Origin of the sequence: Streptomyces sp. NPDC032472, assembly GCF_040636955.1 — a bacterium.
Lineage (GTDB): Bacteria > Actinomycetota > Actinomycetes > Streptomycetales > Streptomycetaceae > Streptomyces.
On the sequence record NZ_JBEZVK010000009.1, the window covers coordinates 150,232 to 169,174 of the forward strand.

At 69.7% G+C, this 18,943-nt stretch carries 14 protein-coding genes and 1 pseudogene; 3 read left to right on the forward strand and 12 right to left on the reverse strand.

Annotated features, from left to right (window positions below):
• Positions 1-12 precede the first annotated feature (12 nt).
• A complete protein-coding gene (locus AB0F11_RS08345) occupies positions 13-2,145 on the forward strand; it encodes a UvrD-helicase domain-containing protein (RefSeq protein WP_362169700.1) in 2,133 nt (710 codons plus the stop codon).
• A 996-nt stretch (positions 2,146-3,141) separates the two neighbouring features.
• Here the strand turns inward: AB0F11_RS08345 and AB0F11_RS08350 are convergent.
• The 12 genes and pseudogenes from AB0F11_RS08350 to AB0F11_RS08405 all read right to left on the reverse strand — a co-directional run.
• Positions 3,142-3,902: pseudogene (locus tag AB0F11_RS08350) on the reverse strand (AMP-binding protein); the annotation flags it as partial.
• Between the two features lie 152 nt (positions 3,903-4,054).
• On the reverse strand, positions 4,055-4,564 hold the full coding sequence (locus AB0F11_RS08355; protein WP_362169702.1) for a hypothetical protein: 510 nt from the start codon (positions 4,562-4,564) through the stop codon (positions 4,055-4,057).
• Positions 4,565-4,769: 205 nt separating this feature from the next.
• Positions 4,770-7,580, reverse strand: a complete 2,811-nt coding sequence (locus AB0F11_RS08360; RefSeq protein WP_362169704.1) for a TIR domain-containing protein — start codon at positions 7,578-7,580, stop codon at positions 4,770-4,772.
• A 38-nt stretch (positions 7,581-7,618) separates the two neighbouring features.
• Positions 7,619-8,401 carry a hypothetical protein gene (locus tag AB0F11_RS08365; RefSeq protein ID WP_362169706.1) on the reverse strand — a complete coding sequence of 261 codons (783 nt, stop codon included), beginning with the start codon at positions 8,399-8,401 and terminating at the stop codon, positions 7,619-7,621.
• A gap of 58 nt (positions 8,402-8,459) precedes the next feature.
• Positions 8,460-11,201, reverse strand: coding sequence for a TIR domain-containing protein (locus AB0F11_RS08370; RefSeq protein WP_362169708.1), 2,742 nt, complete (start codon positions 11,199-11,201; stop codon positions 8,460-8,462).
• Between the two features lie 11 nt (positions 11,202-11,212).
• A complete protein-coding gene (locus AB0F11_RS08375; RefSeq protein WP_362169710.1) occupies positions 11,213-11,863 on the reverse strand; it encodes a hypothetical protein in 651 nt (216 codons plus the stop codon).
• A gap of 346 nt (positions 11,864-12,209) precedes the next feature.
• A complete protein-coding gene (locus AB0F11_RS08380; protein ID WP_362169712.1) occupies positions 12,210-12,449 on the reverse strand; it encodes an integrase core domain-containing protein in 240 nt (79 codons plus the stop codon).
• Between the two features lie 62 nt (positions 12,450-12,511).
• On the reverse strand, positions 12,512-12,679 hold the full coding sequence (locus AB0F11_RS08385; RefSeq protein ID WP_362169713.1) for a DDE-type integrase/transposase/recombinase: 168 nt from the start codon (positions 12,677-12,679) through the stop codon (positions 12,512-12,514).
• Positions 12,680-12,784: 105 nt separating this feature from the next.
• Positions 12,785-13,120 (reverse strand): transposase, encoded by a 336-nt coding sequence (locus AB0F11_RS08390; protein ID WP_362169715.1) that lies wholly within the window; start codon positions 13,118-13,120, stop codon positions 12,785-12,787.
• Entirely contained in the window at positions 13,113-13,406 is a 294-nt protein-coding gene (locus AB0F11_RS08395) for a transposase (protein ID WP_362169717.1), read from the reverse strand. The genes AB0F11_RS08390 and AB0F11_RS08395 overlap by 8 nt, the downstream gene beginning before the upstream one ends.
• A 387-nt stretch (positions 13,407-13,793) precedes the next feature.
• Positions 13,794-15,131 (reverse strand): TRAM domain-containing protein, encoded by a 1,338-nt coding sequence (locus AB0F11_RS08400; protein WP_362169719.1) that lies wholly within the window; start codon positions 15,129-15,131, stop codon positions 13,794-13,796.
• Positions 15,132-15,244: 113 nt separating this feature from the next.
• Entirely contained in the window at positions 15,245-17,293 is a 2,049-nt protein-coding gene (locus AB0F11_RS08405) for an APC family permease (protein WP_362169721.1), read from the reverse strand.
• A gap of 197 nt (positions 17,294-17,490) precedes the next feature.
• Between AB0F11_RS08405 and AB0F11_RS08410 the strand changes: the two genes are divergently transcribed.
• Positions 17,491-18,159, forward strand: a complete 669-nt coding sequence (locus tag AB0F11_RS08410) for a TrkA family potassium uptake protein (protein ID WP_362169722.1) — start codon at positions 17,491-17,493, stop codon at positions 18,157-18,159.
• Positions 18,156-18,818: a TrkA family potassium uptake protein gene (locus AB0F11_RS08415; RefSeq protein ID WP_053691455.1), complete on the forward strand. Its 663-nt coding sequence runs from the start codon at positions 18,156-18,158 to the stop codon at positions 18,816-18,818. Before AB0F11_RS08410 ends, AB0F11_RS08415 begins: the two co-directional genes overlap by 4 nt.
• The last annotated feature ends 125 nt before the right edge of the window (positions 18,819-18,943 follow it).

The following is an 18,943-nucleotide window of genomic DNA, read 5'->3' on the forward strand; positions in this document are numbered from 1 at the left end:
CCGGGGGCACACATGGCGACACTCGGAATCCACAAGGACTTCCTCCTGGAGTTCGCCAAGCTGGAGAAGCCCGTCCAGAAACGGGTCCACGAGGTCTTCGCCAAATTCCGCGAACACCGCCATGCCGGGCTTCACCTGGAAAAACTGGAGAATCCCCGAGACTCGCGGATCCGCACCATCCGCGTCGGCAAGTTCATGCGCGGCGTCGTTCTCGCACCCGACTCCGGAGACAGCTTCCTTCTCCTGAAGGTCATGGCGCACGACGACGCCATCGCCTGGGCACTGAGCCATCGGGCATCCGTCAACTCTGCGACCCAGGGCATCGAACTGCGCGACGACATCGCATTGGAGCAAGCCGCCGCCGACGTGCACCACGCCCCGACCGCGATGGAAAGCCGGCTCTTCAGCGAGGTCGCGGACAAGGAGCTGACACGCCTCGGCATCGACCCCGATCTGCTCCCTCTCGTGAGGAACCTCAGCACCGAGACCCATCTCGACGCGCTCCGCAAGATCCTTCCCGAGCAGCAGTACGACGTACTCGCCGGCCTGGCCGCAGGGCTGACTCCTGAGGACGTCTGGCGCGAATCCGTGGCCGTGCACGCCGAGCGGGCCGCCGCCACCGCGGCGCAGCAGACGGCGGCCGAGGACGAACTCACCGCCGCCATGGCCCGCTCGCAGGGGCGCATCGCCCTGCTCTCCGGGCCCGAGGAGCTCCTGGACGTCCTGTCCCGCCCGTTCGATGCGTGGCGGGTCTTTCTGCACCCCAGTCAGCGGCGCATCGCGTACCACGCGTCCTACAACGGGCCTGCCCGGGTGACCGGCGGCCCCGGGACGGGCAAGACCGTGGTAGCCCTGCACCGTGCTCTCCATCTGGCGCAACAGTTGCCGGACGACGCACCCGACGAATCGGTGCTGCTCACGACCTTCACCAGGAATCTCGCAGCCGATCTGCGCCACGGACTCGAACTGCTCATCCCGGACGAGGCGCTGCGCGCGAAGATCCGTGTCGTCAATGTCGACGCCCTCGCCAACCAGCTCGTGCGCGAGGACCGGGGCGGCCCGCTGACCATCTTGACCAGCCAGAAGGAGATCAACTCCCGCTGGAACGCCCTCGCCCGCAGACTCGGGCTCGACTACAGCGACATCTTCCTCGACCAGGAATGGCGACAGGTCGTCCTGGCCCAGGACCTGCGCTCACCCGAGGCCTACCTCAAGGCGTCACGCACCGGCCGGGGCACCGCGCTGAGCCCGCTGCGGCGCGCCCAGGTCTGGCGAGCCGTCGAGGGGTTCACACGGGAACTGCGCCAGGCCGGCGAGTGGACCTTCCTGCAGGTGTGCGCCGAGGCCGCCCGGCTGCTGGAGCCGCGCACCGACCGCCCGTTCCGCCACGTGGTGATCGACGAGGCCCAGGACCTCCACCCGGCGCAGTGGCGCTTGCTGCGGGCATCGGTCACACCCGGGCCTGACGATCTGTTCATCGCCGGCGACACGCACCAACGCATCTACGGCAACAAGGTGTCACTGCGCAGCCTCGGCGTGAACGTGAGCGGCAGATCCCACCGGCTGCGCATCAACTACCGCACCACACACCAGATCCTGCAGTGGTCGGCTTCCCTGCTGAACGGGGAGAGCCTGGACGACATGGACGGCGGAACCGAATCGCTCACGGGTTACCGGTCCGTGCTGAATGGCGGGCACCCCGAGCTGAGGGCATCGGCCGACAGGGCCGAAGAGATCGCGGACCTCACGTCGTGCATCGCCCAGTGGGTGGACGACGGTGTGGCACCCAGCGAGATCGGGGTGGCCGTCCGGTACCTGCAACTGGGCAAGGAGATCGCGCACGCGCTGGAACAAGCCGATCTGCCCGTTCGCCTCCTCGGCACGGCCCAGGCGTCCGGCAACGGCGTCTGCATCGGAACCATGCACCGTATGAAGGGGCTGGAGTTCCGTTTCGTCGCTGTGGCCGGAGTGAACGACAGCATCGTCCCTCTGCCCTCGGCTCTGACGCCCGCAGAAGTGGACCCCCGGCAACACCGGGAAGACCTCCTCAGCGAGTTGAGTCTTCTCTTCGTCGCCTGCACTCGCGCACGCGAGGTCCTGCGGGTCTCCTGGCATGGCGTACCGAGCCCGTTCCTCGCCCCGTGAGGCAGACTGCGCCGGCGTGCGGAAGGTCGAACGAAAGACGACCCACCGGCCCGAGGAGGCCGGTGGGTCGTCTCGGCAGCAGGCCACCGAGAACCGGCTGTCTTTGGCACTCCGAAGGTGGCCACCGGGAGATCGGCTTCGCGGGCCGCTGTCGGCCTCTCCTGGACGTCCAGGGCCTCGCTGTGGCCAACACCCGGTCCCGTCGCGTCCCTGGACGGGACGGGAGCGACGACGGGCTTCCGACTGTGGCGAAGACCGCGACGTTTCCTACTGAAACCCCAGGTCAGGCGTCGTCGCGGATCGGTTCAAGGATCGCGACGCACTCCACGTGGTGGGTCATCGAAATAAGATCTATCAAAAACACGTCAAAGAAACCCGCAGGTCAGAGGCACGCAAGGCGCAAATTGGACACGCTGCCCGTGCGCGTTACGTGGAGAGTCGGCGCTATGTGCGGCGCGCTGACGCTCTGCGCCGCCTCTTGTCGGCCGGCAAAGAGGGCCTCAAGCCACCCAGGAACGGACTCGGGCGCGAATGGGGACACCGCGCGGAGAGCCACGCCGGCCTGACCAGGAATCTGGCCGAGACGCTCACTCCGCCTCTCGCGTGTGGCTGCCGCGCCCATCCAGCAGGGGATGGAATCTTAATCGCCAGCGCTCGCGGGAGGCGAAACGCCCCGGGCCCAGCCAGGGCAGATGCTGGGAACGCGGAGGCAGGCGTGCCACGTGCCCTGCCTCGGCGGGCTCCCGGGAGCGCCGCCCTCGCGGGTATGCGTACCGCAGGGCCCCGGTTTCGGGCATGCCGGTGAGCATGAGCAGCAGGTACGCACAGCTTCGGCCGTACACCCTGCCTGGCTCGCTCGCGGAGCTGAGCGGGTCGGCGGACGGCCTCGTGGTTCTGCCCCGGCACCTGGACTGGGGCCCGCACTACGAATACGACCTGGCCGACGACGCCGATGTACTGCTGATGTACGAGCGGGTCATCCGCGAGGCGCAGACGCCCGAGCTTGACCCGCGCCCGGACGGCCGCCACCTCCACCATCCGCCCGAAGACATGGGCGAGCGGCAGGAACAGCAGCGTGGAGGGCTGCTCCCCGGGCCCGGCCTGGAAGACGGACTTCCAGCGGGCCACCATCGTGTCGGCCTCGTACATGAAATTGCCGTGGGTGAGCACACAGCCCTTGGGCGGCCGGTGGTCCCCGAGGTGTGGATCACGGTGGCGACGGCGTCGGGCGTGACAGCGGCGCGGTGCCGGTGCACCAGGTCGTCGGCGACCCCGTGGCCGTCCGCGACGAGCACCTCGACGGCCCCGGTGTCGAGCTGCCACAACCGGCGCAGGTGCGGGAGCCGCTCGATGACGGACCCGACGGTCATGGCCTGGTCCTCGTCCTCGACGACGCAGGCGGTGCAGTCGGAGTCCTGGAGGATCCAGTGCACCTGCTCGACGGAGGAGGTCGGGTGGACGGGGACGGGCTGGGCACCGATCGCCCACAGGGCGAAGTCGAACAGGGTCCACTCGTACCGGGTCCGGCACATGACGCCGACCCGCTCCCCGAACCGGACCCCCTGGACCAGCAGCCCCTTCGCCAGCGTGAGCACCTCGGCGGCCAGCTGCCCGGACGTCACGTCCCGCCAGGCCCCGTCGACCTTGCGCCCGAGCACCACCCGGCCGGGATCCTCCTGGGCATGCCGGAAGACGGCGTCGGCGAGCCCGCCGACGGGCGCCGCCATGACGACTGGTGGGACGGTGATCTCGCGCATGCCCCGCTCCTCTCCGCGCAGCGCGGCGACGCTACCCCACACCTCCCCGCGATTGATCACCGATCGAAGACCTCCACAAGACCTCCCCAGGGAGGTGCGCCAGGACCCGGTGGAGGACGGGCCCCCGACCGGGGCCGCCTGCGGAGGCCCGATCAGACGACACGGGGTGCTCCCGGCGTCAGGCGGTCCCCTTCCCGTGTCCAGACGGTATCGGCGTTTCCGCTGGGACAGCAGTGGGCGTCGGTCTGGCGGTACCAACGCTCGTGCGCGGTGATACGGCCGGGCGCGAATTCCAGTCCGACGAGCGCGGTGATGTACAGGGCCGACTTCTGCTGCGGCGTGATCGCACCGAGCGCGGCGAGGCCGTTCCCCTGATGCGTGAACACGACGTATGCGGCGACGAGTTGTCCGTTCATCGTCGACCCGTTGTCATCACACCCCATGTAGACGGCCGCCTCGTCGCGCTGGTCACCGTCCGTGTCGCCGTACGCGACCCTGGTCCCCCGTCGGATGCGCACGGTGCCCCACGTTCGGGACGTCGCGGTGGCGTTTCCCTCGGCGTCGAGCGTGACGAGTCCCGGGACGCCGCAGAACTCGCCCGGAACAGGGGTCTTCGACCAATCCACATCATGGAGATCGGCCGGCGCCGGGCCGACGAGCACCGGGCCCTGAGCCGGCGAGGGTGAAGGGGAGGGCGAGGGGGAGTCGGGCACCGGGGCGACGGACGAGGGAGTGAGGGGTGGGACGGGCGGAGCCGGGCGGGGTGAGCCGCACGCGCCGATGAGCAGGAGAAGCGTGAGCAGCGCGAGGGACGAGGTGGTTCCGCGCCGTAAGCCGCTTGTCATCGTGTCCTCCGTTCTCGTGCGCTCAGGCGCACGGCGGGTCGTACCGCTGGTCGGGGAGGTACTGGTTCCACTGGTCGCGGGTGATGCGGGAGGACTCCGCGCACAACCGCCGCAGGATCGCGGCCGGGTCCACGCTCCACAGCCGCGTGCCCCGGTCGCCGCTGGCCGCGAGGAGACTGCCGTCCGGGCTGAACGCGAGGGACGCCTGCGGGTACAGGCCGCCGGTGGCGAGCGAGGCGATCTCCACGAGGTGGTCCGGGTCGCTCGTGTCCCACAGCCGGATGCGCCCGTCCTCCGCGGCGCCGGCCGCGAGCGCGCCGTCGGGGTGATGGGCGAATCCGCTGATCTGGCCGGCGTGCGGGGCGGCACTGCCCCTGCGCAACGGCCGCGCGGGACGTGAGACGTCCCAGGTGGTGATCGCCCCGCTGTCGTCGCCGACGAGCAGGGTGCGGTTGTCGGGGGCGAAGGCCAATGCGGTGGCCTGCGCCCCCGCCACGTCGATGATTCCCGCGGCCGTGGGTCGGGTGTTCTCGGCGATGTTCCACAGCCGTACGCCTCCTTCGTCGGTCGGCGCCGCCAGGAGTCCGCCGTCCGGGCTGAACGAGATGCTCTGGCGGCCGACCGCGGCACCCCCGAGGGTGTCGACGAGCACGGGCCGTGTCCGGTCGCCTACGTCCCACAGCTGCACGGTTCCCAAGGGCACGGCTGAACGGGAATGCGGCCCTGTCCCCGTCGCCAGCAGCGGAAGCACGGGGTTCACGCCGATGCCCGTACCACCGTCCGCACGCGTGGCCTGTGGGGTCACCTTCCGCGGAGCCGCCGGGTCGGTCATGTCCCACGCGACCACGGGCAGACCGGAGAACAGGGTGCGGCCGTCCCGGCCGAAGGCCGCAGCCTGACCGCCGGCATTGAAGGATTCGACGGTGGCGGCAAGACGGGGTCCCGGCTTGTCGTCCATCCTCCACACGGTGGTCGGCTCTCCGCCCGCGGCCAGCAGCCGGCTGTCAGGACTGAAGGAGGGAAGGAACGTTCCCTCAGTCGGCAGGATCGTGAGGGTGGAGGTCCTGTCGTAGCCCGACACGGCCCACACCCTTGCCGACGTCCGCCGCTCCCGGTCGCTCGCGATGGATGCCAGGGTCTGCCCGTCAGGGCCGAAGGCGATGCCGGAAACGGACGCGAATCCGGGGTAGCCGGTCAGGCGCGCACCGGCGTGGGGGCGGAAGGGGTCGGCGACGTCCCACAGGGTGATCACTCCGTCGCGGCCGCCCAGGGCCAGGACGGTCCCGTCCGAGGAGAACTCCAGGCTGCTGACGCCGTCGCGCCCCTGCGTGTGCAGATCCGAGCGGAGCGCCGGCCGGGTGGGGTCGGCGACGTCCCACAGCCGCACCCGGTTGTCCGCACCGCCGACCGCCAGAAGGTGGCCGTTCGCGCTGAACGCGGCGCGGGCGTTGGTGACGAGCGCACGGTCGGACGGAGGGGCGAGGGTGGCGACCCGGCTCGCTCGGGCCGAGTCGGACAGGGTCCACAGTCCGAGCGAGAGGTCTTCATGCGACTCCGTGAGGACCAGCGAGCCCGTGGGACCGGCCGCGATCGTGTCGGGGGGCAGGGACCCCAGGGAACGGGGGCGGGCTGGGTCCTCGATGTCGAGCACGGACCCGCCCGTGGCGGTCAGGACGACGAGCCTGCCGGCGGGGGTGAACACGAGTTCCTTCGTGCTGCCCTCCGCCGCCGCCACGACCGCCACGGTCCTGGGCGTGTCCGCTGACGTCACGTCAAGCAGTCGGACCCCGCCGTCGGCGTCGCCGATCGCCAGAAGTCGTCCGTCCGGGCTGAACGCGACGGCGGCGACGCTGCTGTCCAGCTCCTCCAGTGAGGCGCGGAGTGCGCCGGTGGCCAGATCGTAGAGCCGTACCCGGTCATCGGCCACGGCGAGGAGCCCCCCGCTGCTGCACGCGACCCCGCGAGGAGCGCCGATCCCGTCGATGACGCGGGGAAGGCTGCGGCTGCCGACGAGAGCCCCGGCCGCCTCGGCGGTCGGAGCGAGCCGGTAGGCCTGGACCAGCAGTTGGCGGGCCAGGTCGGGCTGGGTGTCGCTGATCAACGAAGCCTCCGCGACGAGCTGACGGGACTGCGCAATCAGGGCCTGGGACCGAGCGGCGTTGCGCTGCTGGTACGCCGTGACGCCCCCGGCAATCGCGACCAGGAGCAGAGCGGTGAGCACGGCGACGGTCGACCACACCAGGCGCAGCGTCCGGCGGTGCTGGCGTATGTGGTCGCCGATCACCTCGTCCTTGGACCTGCCCGTGATCGGCGCCGCGAACTCCGCCAGACACTCGATCAACCGCGGGTCGGCCACACCGGTCTGCTCCGGACCGTGCAGCCAGCGCAGGTCGACCCAGCGGGGCTGCTGGTCGAAGACGCCGTCCATCTCCTCGCGCGGGAGGGCGTCGGTCCTCGACCAGTCGAACGACGTCCGTGAGTCATCCCAGACGAGTGTTCCGTCGGTCCAGGCGATGAGGAGCGTGTCCGCCGACCGGTGGGTGAGCCACCAGCGGATCTCCTTGCGGACCCAGGGGGAAGCTGCGGCGGCCGGGCTGGCCATCAGTACGAGCCACCGGGACCCGGTGAGTCCCCGCTCGATCTCGCGCCACAGATGGGGGCTTGCCGCCAGGTTGGTCTCGTCGCGGAACAGCCTGAGGCTTCTCGACCTGTACCAGGGCCGGTTGAAGGTCTGTAATCGGCTCTGGAAGGCCTTGGTGAGCTTCCTGTCCCAACTGTGGCTGTAGGAGATGAAGGCGTCGTATCCGGTCGGCTCCCCGGCCTCACGCTCCACGCCCGTGGCGGTGCCGCCGCCCGTGGCCTCCGGGGCGTTCAGCGCGGGCGCCGGGTGCTGTCCGCCGAGGGACTGGCGCTCCTCTCGGACCGGTCGTCTGGGGCACGAGGTGCGGGAACCTGGCCGATCATCGACTCGGCTTCCCGTACACCGGCCAGACGGGCGAAGCCCACCGCGTAGGCGTGGATGTCACGCTGCACCCGCTGCAACTCCGCCCGGCAGGCGGCGTTGTCGGCCCAGCCGGACTCCGGGCCGTCAGGATGGGCCCGCTCGAATTCCCGCAGCCGGGGGTGCCATTGGGATAGGAACGGCCTCAACTCGCGGTTCAGCATGGTGATCGCCAGGTACTCGACCGTCTGCCCGCCGGGAACGGGGGCCGAGGGGCGGGCGGTCTTGAGGGTCTCGCGCGTCGTCGCGAACAGCCCGTACATGGAGGTGAGCGCTTCCCGGACGACTCCCTCGTCGCTGGCCAGGGGCTGCGTGGACACGCGGGTCACCGTTTCGACGAACATCTGCCAGGCGACCTGGCGGGAGTCGTTGTTGACGGCGAACGTGAGCTCGCTCAGCTGGGGGACGGAGACCTTGACCTCGGTGAGGCGTGCCGTGCGCTGATACCACTGCACGACCAGGACGGCCATCGCACCCGCGACGGCGCCCGTGATGACGAAGAGGCTGCGGTTGGTCACCTGGGTGAGGCTGAAGAGGACGAGTCCCGTCAGCGCGCCGACGGCCGTGGCCGCGACGAGCCGGAGCAGGGTGCTGTCGAGGATGCGCCTCCCACCCGCGAACCGGGCTCTGGATTGCGCTAATTGGTCGCTCATCGTCTCGTCCGTTCCCCGCGTCGTGCTCCGCTGTAGGAAGAACATAGCCCGCGAGGGGTCAACGCGGACAGAGCGGCTGGAAAGCGGGGCCCGCGGGTACGTATTCGCGCCACCGGCCGGCATCGAAGGCGCCCCTCGCCCACCGGCACAGCGAGTCCACCGGGTCCACCGTCGGCTCGGCGTCCCACAGCCGTAGCGTGTCCTCCTTGCCCCAAGCGGCGATCGTCTTGCCGGCGGGACCGAATCCCACACCGGTGACGTCGGCGCTGTGCCCTTCGAGCGGGGCGCCGATCTGCTGCCTGGTGGTGACGTCCCAGAGCCTGACCGTGTGATCCATGCTGCCGGTGACCAGCGTCCTCCCGTTCGGACTGAAGGCGACGGACGTCACGCCGCCGCGGTGCCCGGTCAGCGGCTCCCCGATCTGTTCGCGCGTGGCCACGTTCCAGAGCCGGACGGTACTGTCGCGGCTCGCGGTCGCCAGCATCGTGCCGTCAGGGCTGAAGGTGACCTCGTTGATCTGCGCGGTGTGGCTCGGGGGCGTCTCGCCGATCCGTCGCTGCGTGGCGACGTCCCAGAGGGCCACGGTGTCGTCGGCGGTGTTGGTGGCGAGGGTGCGGCCGTCGGGGCTGAAGTCGAGTCTCCACGAGCTGACGGCGAGTTCCTTGCCGATCTGGCCGTGCGTTGCCAGATCCCATAGGCGCACCGAGTCTCGGCCGGACGTGGCGAAGCTCTTGCCGTCGGGACTGAAAGCCATCGCACGGATGTAGCCGTCGCCGGTCGGCAGTGGCTCGCCGATCCGGCGGTGTGTCGTGGTGTCCCAGAGCGTCACGGCGTAGTCGCTTGCGAACGAGGTGGTCGCGAGCACGGTGCCATCGGGGTTGAGGGAGAAGGGAGAACCCGCGTCCACGTCACGGGAGACCAGCGGATCACCGATTTGGCGACGTGAGGCGATGTCCCAGAAGCGCACCGTGTAGGAGGATCCCCCCATGGCGAGGAGATGCCCACGAGGGCTGAACGCCGCCGCCCCGTGGCCCCCGGTACCGACCGGTGTTCCGATCTGCCGTTGTGCGCGGACGTCCCACAGCCGGACAGTGGTGTCGTCGCTCGCACTGGCCAGGGTCGAACCGTCCGGGCTGAAGGCCACGGCCCGGGCGTTGCTGATGTGGCCGGTGAGCGGAGCTCCCACCTGGGTGTGCCCCACGATGTCCCAGAGCCGCACGCTGCCGTCGGCGTACGAGGCGGCGAACACCGCACCGTCAGGACTGAAGGCCACCGAGCCGACCCATCCGGCATCTGCGGCGAACGGCTTCCCGATCGGGGCCCGGGTGGCGGGGTCCCAGAGCTGGACGCTGCCGTCGGTATCGGAGGCGGCGATGGTACGGCCGTCACCGCTGAAGGAGACGGACGAGACCTGGTGGTCGCTGATCGTCAGTGCCGTGCCGAGAGGGGCATGGGAACCGGCGTCCCAGAGCTGTACCTCGTTGCGGGCACCGGTTGCGAAGGTTCTGCCGTCGGGGCTGAAAGCCACGGTGCCGGAGCCGTAGGCACGACCTCCCAGCGGATCGCCGATCCGGCGGTGCGTCGCCACGTCCCACACCTGTACGGCCCCGGAGGAGCCGTCGCCCACCAGGATGAGAGTCCTTCCGTCCGGGCTGAGGGCGGCCGAGGAGATCATCCCGGCTCGGGCATCGAAAGCGTCACCGATCTGCTTGTGGTCGGCGATGCTCCAGAGCCGGACAGTGCCGTCGAAGCCCGAGCTGATCAGGGTCTCGCCACTCGGTCCGAAGGCCACCGAGGTGACGGCTTGGTGGTGCCCGATGTACTCCCCGATCTTCCGCTGCGTGGCCGCGTCCCAGAGCCGCACGACGCCGTCGTCGCTCCCGGTGGCAATGGTCTTGGCGTCCGGGCTGAATGCCACGGACTTCACGGGCCAGGAATGGGCGAGCAGTCCGGATGCCGGGTTGGCGGCGGCGTTGAGCACGGCAAGGCGGGATTCCGGGGTGGGATCGATGCGCCATGCCGCCAACGCCTTCAGCCGGGCGCCGAACGGGTCACGGATCGCGAGGAAGGAACTCTGGCCGATCAACTGCTGGGCCACGGCGTGGTCCCGCTGGCGGGCTGCCTCGGCCCGCGCGATCAGCGCGATCACGGACACCGTACTGGCGACCAGGAGGAGCAAGCCGAGTACGGCCGCGGTGATCCTGGCCGTCCGCAGATTGCGCCGGGTGTCGCGGATGCCCTCCGACCTGAGGTCCTCCTCCGCGAGGCCGCGTACGACGGATGCGATACCGAGTGCGACGTCGTCCACGTCCGGCACGGGACCGGTGCCGTTCTCGGGTTGGCGCAGGGCCAGGGATTTCCAGACGGGTTGCTGCGTGAACCGTCCCAACAGGCGGGCGGGCAGCGCCGTCGAGAGTTCCGGATCCCAGTCGCCGCGCTGCTCGTCCCATACCAACAGCCCCGCGGTCACGAGGAGCAGGATGGTGTCGACCGACTTGTGCCTCAACCACCATTCGATTTCCCGGTCGACCCACACCGAGGCCTTTGACTCCGGCGACGCCATGACCACGAGCCAGTCCGAGCGGGCGAGGCCGGCCTCGATCTTTCCCCAGAGTTGGGGACCGATCGAAATGCTGCTGTCATCGAGGAACACCCTGATCCGAGGCGGCTTGTACCAGGGGCGGGACTGCTTTTCGATCGCCCGCCGCAGATGCGGCAGCCATCCCCGGTCGCGCTCTCCGCTGTAGGAGAGAAAGGCGCCGTACCCAAGTTCGGCCCTGAGCCGCCAGCGGCGGGCCATGTGCCACGTCCTCATCCGGTCGGCAGGTATTCGTGGCCGTTCCAGTGCAGCGTGACGTTGGATGTGGCGCCGTCGGCACAGCTGGGGTTGCACGAGTTCTGGGACTGGATGATCGTGTACCGACCGTCTGCGCCGGGGCCGGCGAGCCGTGCGTGGTAGAAGGCGTACCTGCCGCCGCGATAGTGGATGTCCAGGTCGGTCCACCTCACGTCCTCGAACCCGTCCTTGGCGGGTACGAGCACCAGTACCCCCTCATAGCGTCCGGGGTTGTAGATCACGAAGGTGTTCTTGGTGGCGTCGGATTCCGGCGAGGCGAAATGCAGATCGTTCTCGTGGATGTCCACGTCGATGGATGCCAGTGCCTTGCCGCTACCGGTGACGGACGCGACGCATCCGGTGGAAGCGCCGGAACCGGTCCGCCGGATGAGGAACACGCGGACCGCCCCGAGGTCGGGATGGCTGACGTCCCGGTGATCGAGAACCGTACCCGGGCAGTGAGCGGCTTCCGGCGGAACGGAGGGGAACGAGGCGGGGGAGGGCGCTGCCGATCGGGTCGATCCGTTCGTGCCGCGTGTGCTCTTGCCGTCCGCGTCCGTGCCGTCCGTGCACCCGCTGACGAACACCAGCGCCAGAGCCGGGACCAGCACCGCGATCCGCTGCACGGCCGAGCCGCGCGTGCACCGCGGTAACCGCCGACGTAAAGGCCGTTGAGTACTGGGAGGCATGGCATTCCCCCTGTGCCGGAACAACACTGATCGACTGGGAAGCAGGGCCGAATGGTATCCAGGCGCATGCCTTGCAGGGGACGGCTTCCGCGAAACCCGACCATCCGGAACCGGAACCACCGCGTCGTGATCCTGGGCCCTCGAACTGCAGGGGCCGGCATCCACGTGCCCTGCCCGCCTCGCAGCCCCGGAAACGCAGAAGAACCCCACCGAAGTGGGGTTCCTGCTGGTGTCCGAGGGGGGACATGAACTCTGCCAATCCCCTCCGAACTTGGAGGCCTTCCTATGCAGCCACTTCCTCGGTGAGGCCGGCTTTGTAGTCGTGTTCGTAGTCGATCGGGCTCTTCCAGCCGCACACGCTGTGTAGCCGTCTTGCGTTGTAGAAGTCGGTGATCCAGGTCGCGATCCTGATCCGGGCCTCGGTGCGGGTGGTGAAGGCGCGCCGGTGGACGCACTCGACCTTCAGGACACTGTTGAAGGCCTCGCTCGCGGCGTGGTCGAAGCATGATCCGACGCGGCTCATGGACTGGGTGCGCCCAGCTTGCGGTAGGCACGATGGAAATTCCGCGTGCTGTACTCGCTGCCTCAGTCGCTGTGGAAGATCACTCCGCGAACGTCGCCTCCCCGGGTGGCCGCGGCCATGTTGAGGGCGGCGACGACCAGGTCGGCGTCGTGGCGGGCTCCCATCGCGTAGCCGAGCAGGCGGCGGGAGGACAGGTCGATGACCGTGGCCAGGTAGAGGGTTTCCCTCACTGGTGACGATCTCAGTCATGTCCCCGCACCACACCAGGTCCGGCTCCTCGGCGGTGAAGTCGCGGTGCACGAAGTCCGGGCTCACCAGCCGTTTCCCGGGCCGGGTCAGCCTCGCCGGCGGCGGACGTTCCGAGCGATGAGGCCGAGCTCGGCCATGAGCTTGGCAATGGTGTTCACCGAGACCCGCCACCCCTGTCTGACCAGCGTGATCCAGATCTTCGGAGAGCCGTGCCGCCGGACTTGGCGAACTCCTCCGTGACCGCCTCCGTCAGCTGCTGACGGCGTACCTCCCGCCGGGTGGGGGTGCGGTTGCGATGCTTGTAGAACCACCACTCGCTCATGCCCAGGGCATGGCAGGCGATGCGGTATGCCGTGCTCGGTCCTGAAGTCGCTGATCACCCCGACGACGGCCGCCGGGTCCGCCACGGCTACTTCACCCACAGGACCATGCAGCGTTTGAGGACTTCATGCTCCATCGCCAGTTCCTTGTTGTCCCGCTTGAGCTGGACATCCTCCCGCCGCAGCCGTTCAGTTCATCGCTCGCGCCCGTCGGCGCGGTCCCCGCCCGGCGGGCTCGGGACACCCAGCTGGCCAGCGTGGTCTCGTTGATCCCCAAGCCCTCCGCGACCTCAGGGATCGACTTGCCGGTCTCCGTCACGATCCGTACAGCCCCCTCACGGAACTCCGGCTCGAACTTTCGTCGCTTCTCCGCCATGACTCTCAACATCCCCTGCAGTCACGGTCTCCACGCTACGAGGGGAGAGACACCCGACACCTCCCCCTCCGTACCGACCTACCGCCAACACACAGCCAGCTAGATCTATTTCCGGCACGCAGGATGCCCCGAATCCGGTCACGGCCGTCACCGTACGCAGTCGGACCCAGGTCCGTGAACCCGGGCCGGGTTGGAGCCTCGCCGAGTACGACGAGCATGAAGAAGCCGCCTTCCGCACCAGGACTTCACCCTGGTGCGGAAGGCGGCCTTTTCGTGCTGACGCCTCATCAGGAAAACGCTGGGCGTGCGTCAAACGTGCGTCACGAGCGTCAAATCGGCGTCAAGATATCGCCCGTAGCGCCCACAGCGCGCATAACGCACACTGCCCTAACCTGCAGGTCAGATGCCCTTTCCAATCGGCTCAAGGATCGCCACGCACTCAACATGATGGGTCATCGGGAAGAGGTCGAAGACGCGGAGGGTGCGGGGCTTGTAGCCGGCTTCGGCGAAGTACGCGAGGTCTCGGGCCAGGGCTGCCGGGTCGCAGGCCACGTACGCGATGCGGCGGGCCGAGAGGCCGGCGATGTGGCGGACCGTCTGCTTGCCGGCGCCGGCGCGCGGGGGGTCCAGGACGACCAGGTCGCACTCGGTGATGCCGGTGCGGGGGAGGACGGACTCCACCTTGCCCTGCTCGATGCGGACGCGGGGGAAGTCGGCGAGGTTGTGGCGGGCGTCCTCCACCGCGCGCTTCGTCGACTCGATGCCGAGGACGGCACCCGTCTCGCCCAGGCGCTCGGCCAGGGCGCCCGCGAAGATGCCGACGCCGCAGTAGAGGTCGAGGGCCATCTCGCCCTTGCGCGGCATCAGGCCCTGCATGACGGCCTTGATCAGGGTGTCGGCGGCCTGGGGGTGGACCTGCCAGAAGCCGCCCATGCCGACGCGGTACGTGCGGCCGTCGGCGCGCTCGCGGACGAAGGGGCGGCCGTGGACCCGGTGCACGCCCCCGTCCTTTTCCTCGACGCGCAGGACCGAGACCGGCTTGTCGAGCTCGACCAGGGGGAGGCGGCCGCCGGGGCGCGGGGTGAGGACCACCTGGCGGTCCTGGGAGCCGGTCGCGGCGATGGCCTCGACCGTCGCCATCTGGGGCCACTCGCGCTTCTCGATGCCGAGTTCCGAGACGCCCGGCGCGGCGATCATGCAGTGGTCGATCCGCTCGATGTCGTGCGAGCGGTGCTTGCGCAGGCCCGGGTGGCCCTCTTCGTCGACCGCGTACTGGACGCGGGTGCGCCACTGCGGAACCTGGCCGGCCGGGAGCTTGTCGCCCTCCGCCGGGACCACGGTGCCGTCCCAGCCGGCCTCCTCGGGCGTGAGCCCGGCCAGGCGGCGCAGCTGCTCGGCGACGACCTCGCCCTTGAGCCGGCGCTGGGCGCCCGGCTTGGCGTGCTGCCAGTCGCAGCCGCCGCACTTGCCGGGGCCGGAGAACGGGCAGGGGGCCTCGACGCGGTCCTTGGAGGCGGTCAGGACGGTGATCGCGTCGGCGCGCAGGAAGCGGGAGTCCGTCTCGCCCTCGGTGACCTTGGCCACGACCTTCTCCCCGGGCAGGGCGTGGCGGACGAACAGGACCCGGCCGTCGGCGGTCCGGGCGATGCAGTGGCCGCCGTGCGCGACGGGGCCGACCTCGACCTCGTACTCCTCCCCGACCAAGGACTGCTTCTCGTTCTGCTCGGGGAGGGTCATGGTGGGGAGTGCTCCAAGGTTCAGGGGTCCAAGGCGAAGGCCGGACGGTCGACCCATCAGTCTACGTGGGTTCCGTCCGGCCGTTCGCCAACCCTCGTGCGCACGTGCGTGCGCTACTTCGCCGCGCGGTCCTTCGGGCGGGGCGTGTCCACCGGTCCGCGGCGGACGGCGCCCGGGGCGTTCCATTCCTGCCGCTTCTTCGCCCGCCGCTTGGCCAGCTCCGAGGACTCCAGCTGGTAGGGGACGGACGTGACCATCACGCCCGGGGTGAACAGCAGGCGGCCCTTCAGGCGCAGGGCGCTCTGGTTGTGCAGCAGGTGCTCGTACCAGCGGCCGACGACGTACTCCGGGATGTACACGCTGACGGCGTCGCGCGGGTTCTCGGTGCGCAGGCCCTTGACGTACTCGACGACCGGGCGGGTGATCTCGCGGTACGGGGAGTCCAGGATCTTGAGCGGCACGTTGATCCGGCGCCGCTCCCACTCGTCACGCAGGGCCTTGGTCTCGGCCGGGTCGACGCTGATGCTGAGCGCTTCGAGGGTGTCGGAGCGGGTCAGCTTGGCGAAGGCCAGGGCGCGCAGGGTGGGCTTGTGCACCTTGGAAACCAGGACGATGGAGTGGACGCGGGAGGGGCGCACGCTGTCGTCGCTGGGCCCCTCCGCGGCGGCGATCTCCTCGGCGACGCGGTCGTAGTGCTTCCGGATCGCGGTCATGGTGCCGTAGAAGATCAGCATGCCGAGCAGGGCGACCCACGCGCCGTGCGTGAACTTCGTGGCCAGGACGACGACCAGGACGAGCCCGGTGAAGATCGCGCCGAAGGTGTTGATCGCCCGGGAGCGGAACATCCGGCGGCGGCCGGCCGGGTCGGTCTCGGTCTTCAGGTGGCGGTTCCAGTGCCGGACCATGCCGATCTGGCTCAGCGTGAAGGAGACGAAGACGCCGACGATGTAGAGCTGGATCAGCCGGGTCGAGTCGGCGTCGTAGATCCACACGAGCAGCATGGCGGCGCCGGCGAGCAGCACGATGCCGTTGGAGAAGGCGAGCCGGTCGCCGCGCGTGTGCAGCTGGCGCGGCAGGTACCGGTCCTGGGCCAGGATCGACCCGAGCAGCGGGAAGCCGTTGTACGCGGTGTTCGCGGCCAGGAACAGCACGAGCGCGGTGGCGGTCGCGAGCACGATGAACAGGAAGCTGCCGGAGCCGAAGACGGCCTCGGCCACCTGGGAGATCACCGGGTTCTGGACGAACTCGGGGCCGACCGGGACCCCGCCCGCGAGCAGGTTCTCGGCCGGGTTCTCGGCCATCCGCACGTCGGTGGCCAGGGCCAGGCCGATGATGCCGCAGAACATGGTGACCGCCAGGGCGCCCATCAGGGCGAGCGTGGTGGCGGCGTTCTTGCTCTTGGGCTTGCGGAAGGCGGGCACGCCGTTGCTGATGGCCTCGACGCCGGTGAGGGCGGCGCAGCCGGAGGAGAAGGCCCGCAGCAGCAGGAAGACCAGCGCGAAGCCGGCCAGCCCCTGGTGCTCGGCCTTGATCTCCAGGTGGGCGGTCGGGGCCTGCATGGTGTCGCCGGCGACGAGGCCGCGCCAGGCACCCCAGGCGATCATCACGAAGACCGCGCCGACGAACACGTAGGTCGGGATCGCGAAGAGCTTCCCGGATTCCTTCACGCCGCGCAGATTCATCAGCGTGAGCAGCAGAATCATGATCATCGCCGAGAGCACCTTGTGCTCGATGACGAAATCCACCGCGGAGCCGAGATTCTCCACTCCGGAGGAGATCGACACGGCGACGGTCAGGACGTAGTCGACGAGCAGGGCGCTCGCGACCGTCAGACCGGCCTTGGGTCCGAGGTTGGTATTGGCGACCTCGTAGTCGCCGCCGCCGCTGGGGTACGCGTGCACGTTCTGCCGGTAGGAGGCGACCACGGTGAACATCAGCACGACGACCGCGAGGGCGATCCAGGGGCTGAAGTGGTACGCCGACACACCCGCGATCGACAGGACCAGCAGGACCTCGCCGGGGGCGTATGCCACGGAGGAGAGCGGGTCGGATGCGAAGACGGGAAGGGCGATCCGCTTGGGGAGGAGGGTTTCCCCGAGGCGGTCGCTGCGCAGCGCCCGGCCGATCAGGATCCGTTTGGGCACGTCGGTCAGTTTGGACACGGGAAGGATCGTAAGCGTTCGAAATCCGGCTGACGAACCCCCCGCCCGTATTCCGCGGCATTGAGTCGCCCACTGCGCCGCAAGAGGTCACATCGGTGACCACCCGTGTGTAGCTTGAGCCATGGTCTGAGACCCTGTTAAGCCAGAGATGCAATGAGGCTGGGAACCAGCGAGCGCTGACAGCCGGAAGGACGGCCGTGCACATCGTCATTATGGGCTGCGGAAGGGTGGGCTCCGCCCTCGCGCAGACCTTGGAACAGCAGGGGCATACGGTCGCGGTCATCGACCAGGACCCCACAGCATTCCGCCGGCTGGGAGCCGGATTCGGCGGCCGCCGCGTCACGGGCGTCGGCTTCGACCAGGACACGCTGCGCGAGGCCGGAATCGAGGACGCGGGCGCCTTCGCGGCGGTCAGCAGTGGTGACAATTCCAACATCATCGCCGCCCGCGTGGCCCGCGAGATGTTCGGTGTCGAGAACGTCGCCGCCCGCATCTACGACCCCAAGCGCGCCGAGGTGTACCAGCGCCTCGGCATCCCCACCGTGGCGACCGTGCGCTGGACCGCCGACCAGATGCTGCGCCGGCTGCTGCCCTCGGGCGCCGAGCCGCTGTGGCGCGACCCGAGCGGCGGCGTGCAGCTCGCGGAGGTGCACACCTCCGCGGCGTGGATCGGCCACAAGGTCAGCAAGCTCCAGGAGGAGACGGGCGTCCGCGTGGCGTTTCTCACCCGCCTGGGCGAGGCCATGCTGCCGACGTCGCAGACGGTCCTGCAGGAGGGCGACCTCGTCCACGTGATGATGCGCACGGACGAGATCGACAAGGTCGAGGCGGCGTTCGCCGAGGGCCCCGAGGAGGCACACGCATGAGGGTCGCGATCGCCGGAGCCGGCGCGGTGGGCCGCTCCATCGCGGGCGAGCTCCTGGAGAACGGGCACGAGGTGCTCCTCGTGGACAAGGCGCCGACCGCCATCTCGGTGGAGCGGGTGCCGCAGGCCGAGTGGCTGCTGGCCGACGCCTGCGAGATCACCTCGCTGGACGAGGCGGCGCTCCAGCGCTGCAACGTGGTCATCGCCGCGACGGGCGACGACAAGGTCAACCTGGTCGTGTCCCTGCTGGCCAAGACCGAGTACGGGGTGCCGCGCGTCGTGGCGCGCGTGAACAACCCGAAGAACGAGTGGCTCTTCAACGAGTCCTGGGGCGTCGACGTCGCGGTCTCCACGCCGCGCCTGATGTCCGCCCTGGTCGAGGAGGCCGTCAGCGTCGGCGACCTGGTGCGCCTGCTGCGCTTCAGCCACGGCGACGCGAACCTCGTCGAGCTGACCCTGCCGGCCGACTCCTCGGTCGCCGGGACCCAGATCAGCGAGATCACCTGGCCCGAGGACACCTCGCTGGTCACGATCATCCGGGGCAACCGGGTCCTCACCCCGCACGCGGAGGAGACCCTGGAGCCGGGCGACGAGCTGCTGTTCGTGGCCGCGCAGGCCCGTGAGGAGCAGCTGGAGGACCTCCTCCAGGCCCGCCACTGACGGCTGCGCGAGCCGGCACACAGCGACACGGGGAAGGGGCGGGGGGGGCGCGGCGGGGCCCCCCCCCGGGCCCCCCGGTAACAAAACCCCCGGCCCGGGCGCCGCCGCCGCGGGCCCCCGCGGCG

Bases quoted from the DNA above. Each gene is read 5' to 3' on its own strand.
- AB0F11_RS08345 (WP_362169700.1), top strand. From the start codon at position 13: ATGGCGACACTCGGAATCCACAAGGACTTCCTCCTGGAGTTCGCCAAG.
- AB0F11_RS08365 (WP_362169706.1), bottom strand. From the start codon at position 8,401: ATGAGCGACCAATTAGCGCAATCCAGAGCCCGGTTCGCGGGTGGGAGG.
- AB0F11_RS08415 (WP_053691455.1), top strand. From the start codon at position 18,156: ATGAGGGTCGCGATCGCCGGAGCCGGCGCGGTGGGCCGCTCCATCGCG.
- AB0F11_RS08370 (WP_362169708.1), bottom strand. From the start codon at position 11,201: ATGGCCCGCCGCTGGCGGCTCAGGGCCGAACTTGGGTACGGCGCCTTT.
- AB0F11_RS08400 (WP_362169719.1), bottom strand. From the start codon at position 15,131: ATGACCCTCCCCGAGCAGAACGAGAAGCAGTCCTTGGTCGGGGAGGAG.
- AB0F11_RS08395 (WP_362169717.1), bottom strand. From the start codon at position 13,406: ATGTTGAGAGTCATGGCGGAGAAGCGACGAAAGTTCGAGCCGGAGTTC.
- AB0F11_RS08380 (WP_362169712.1), bottom strand. From the start codon at position 12,449: ATGAGCCGCGTCGGATCATGCTTCGACCACGCCGCGAGCGAGGCCTTC.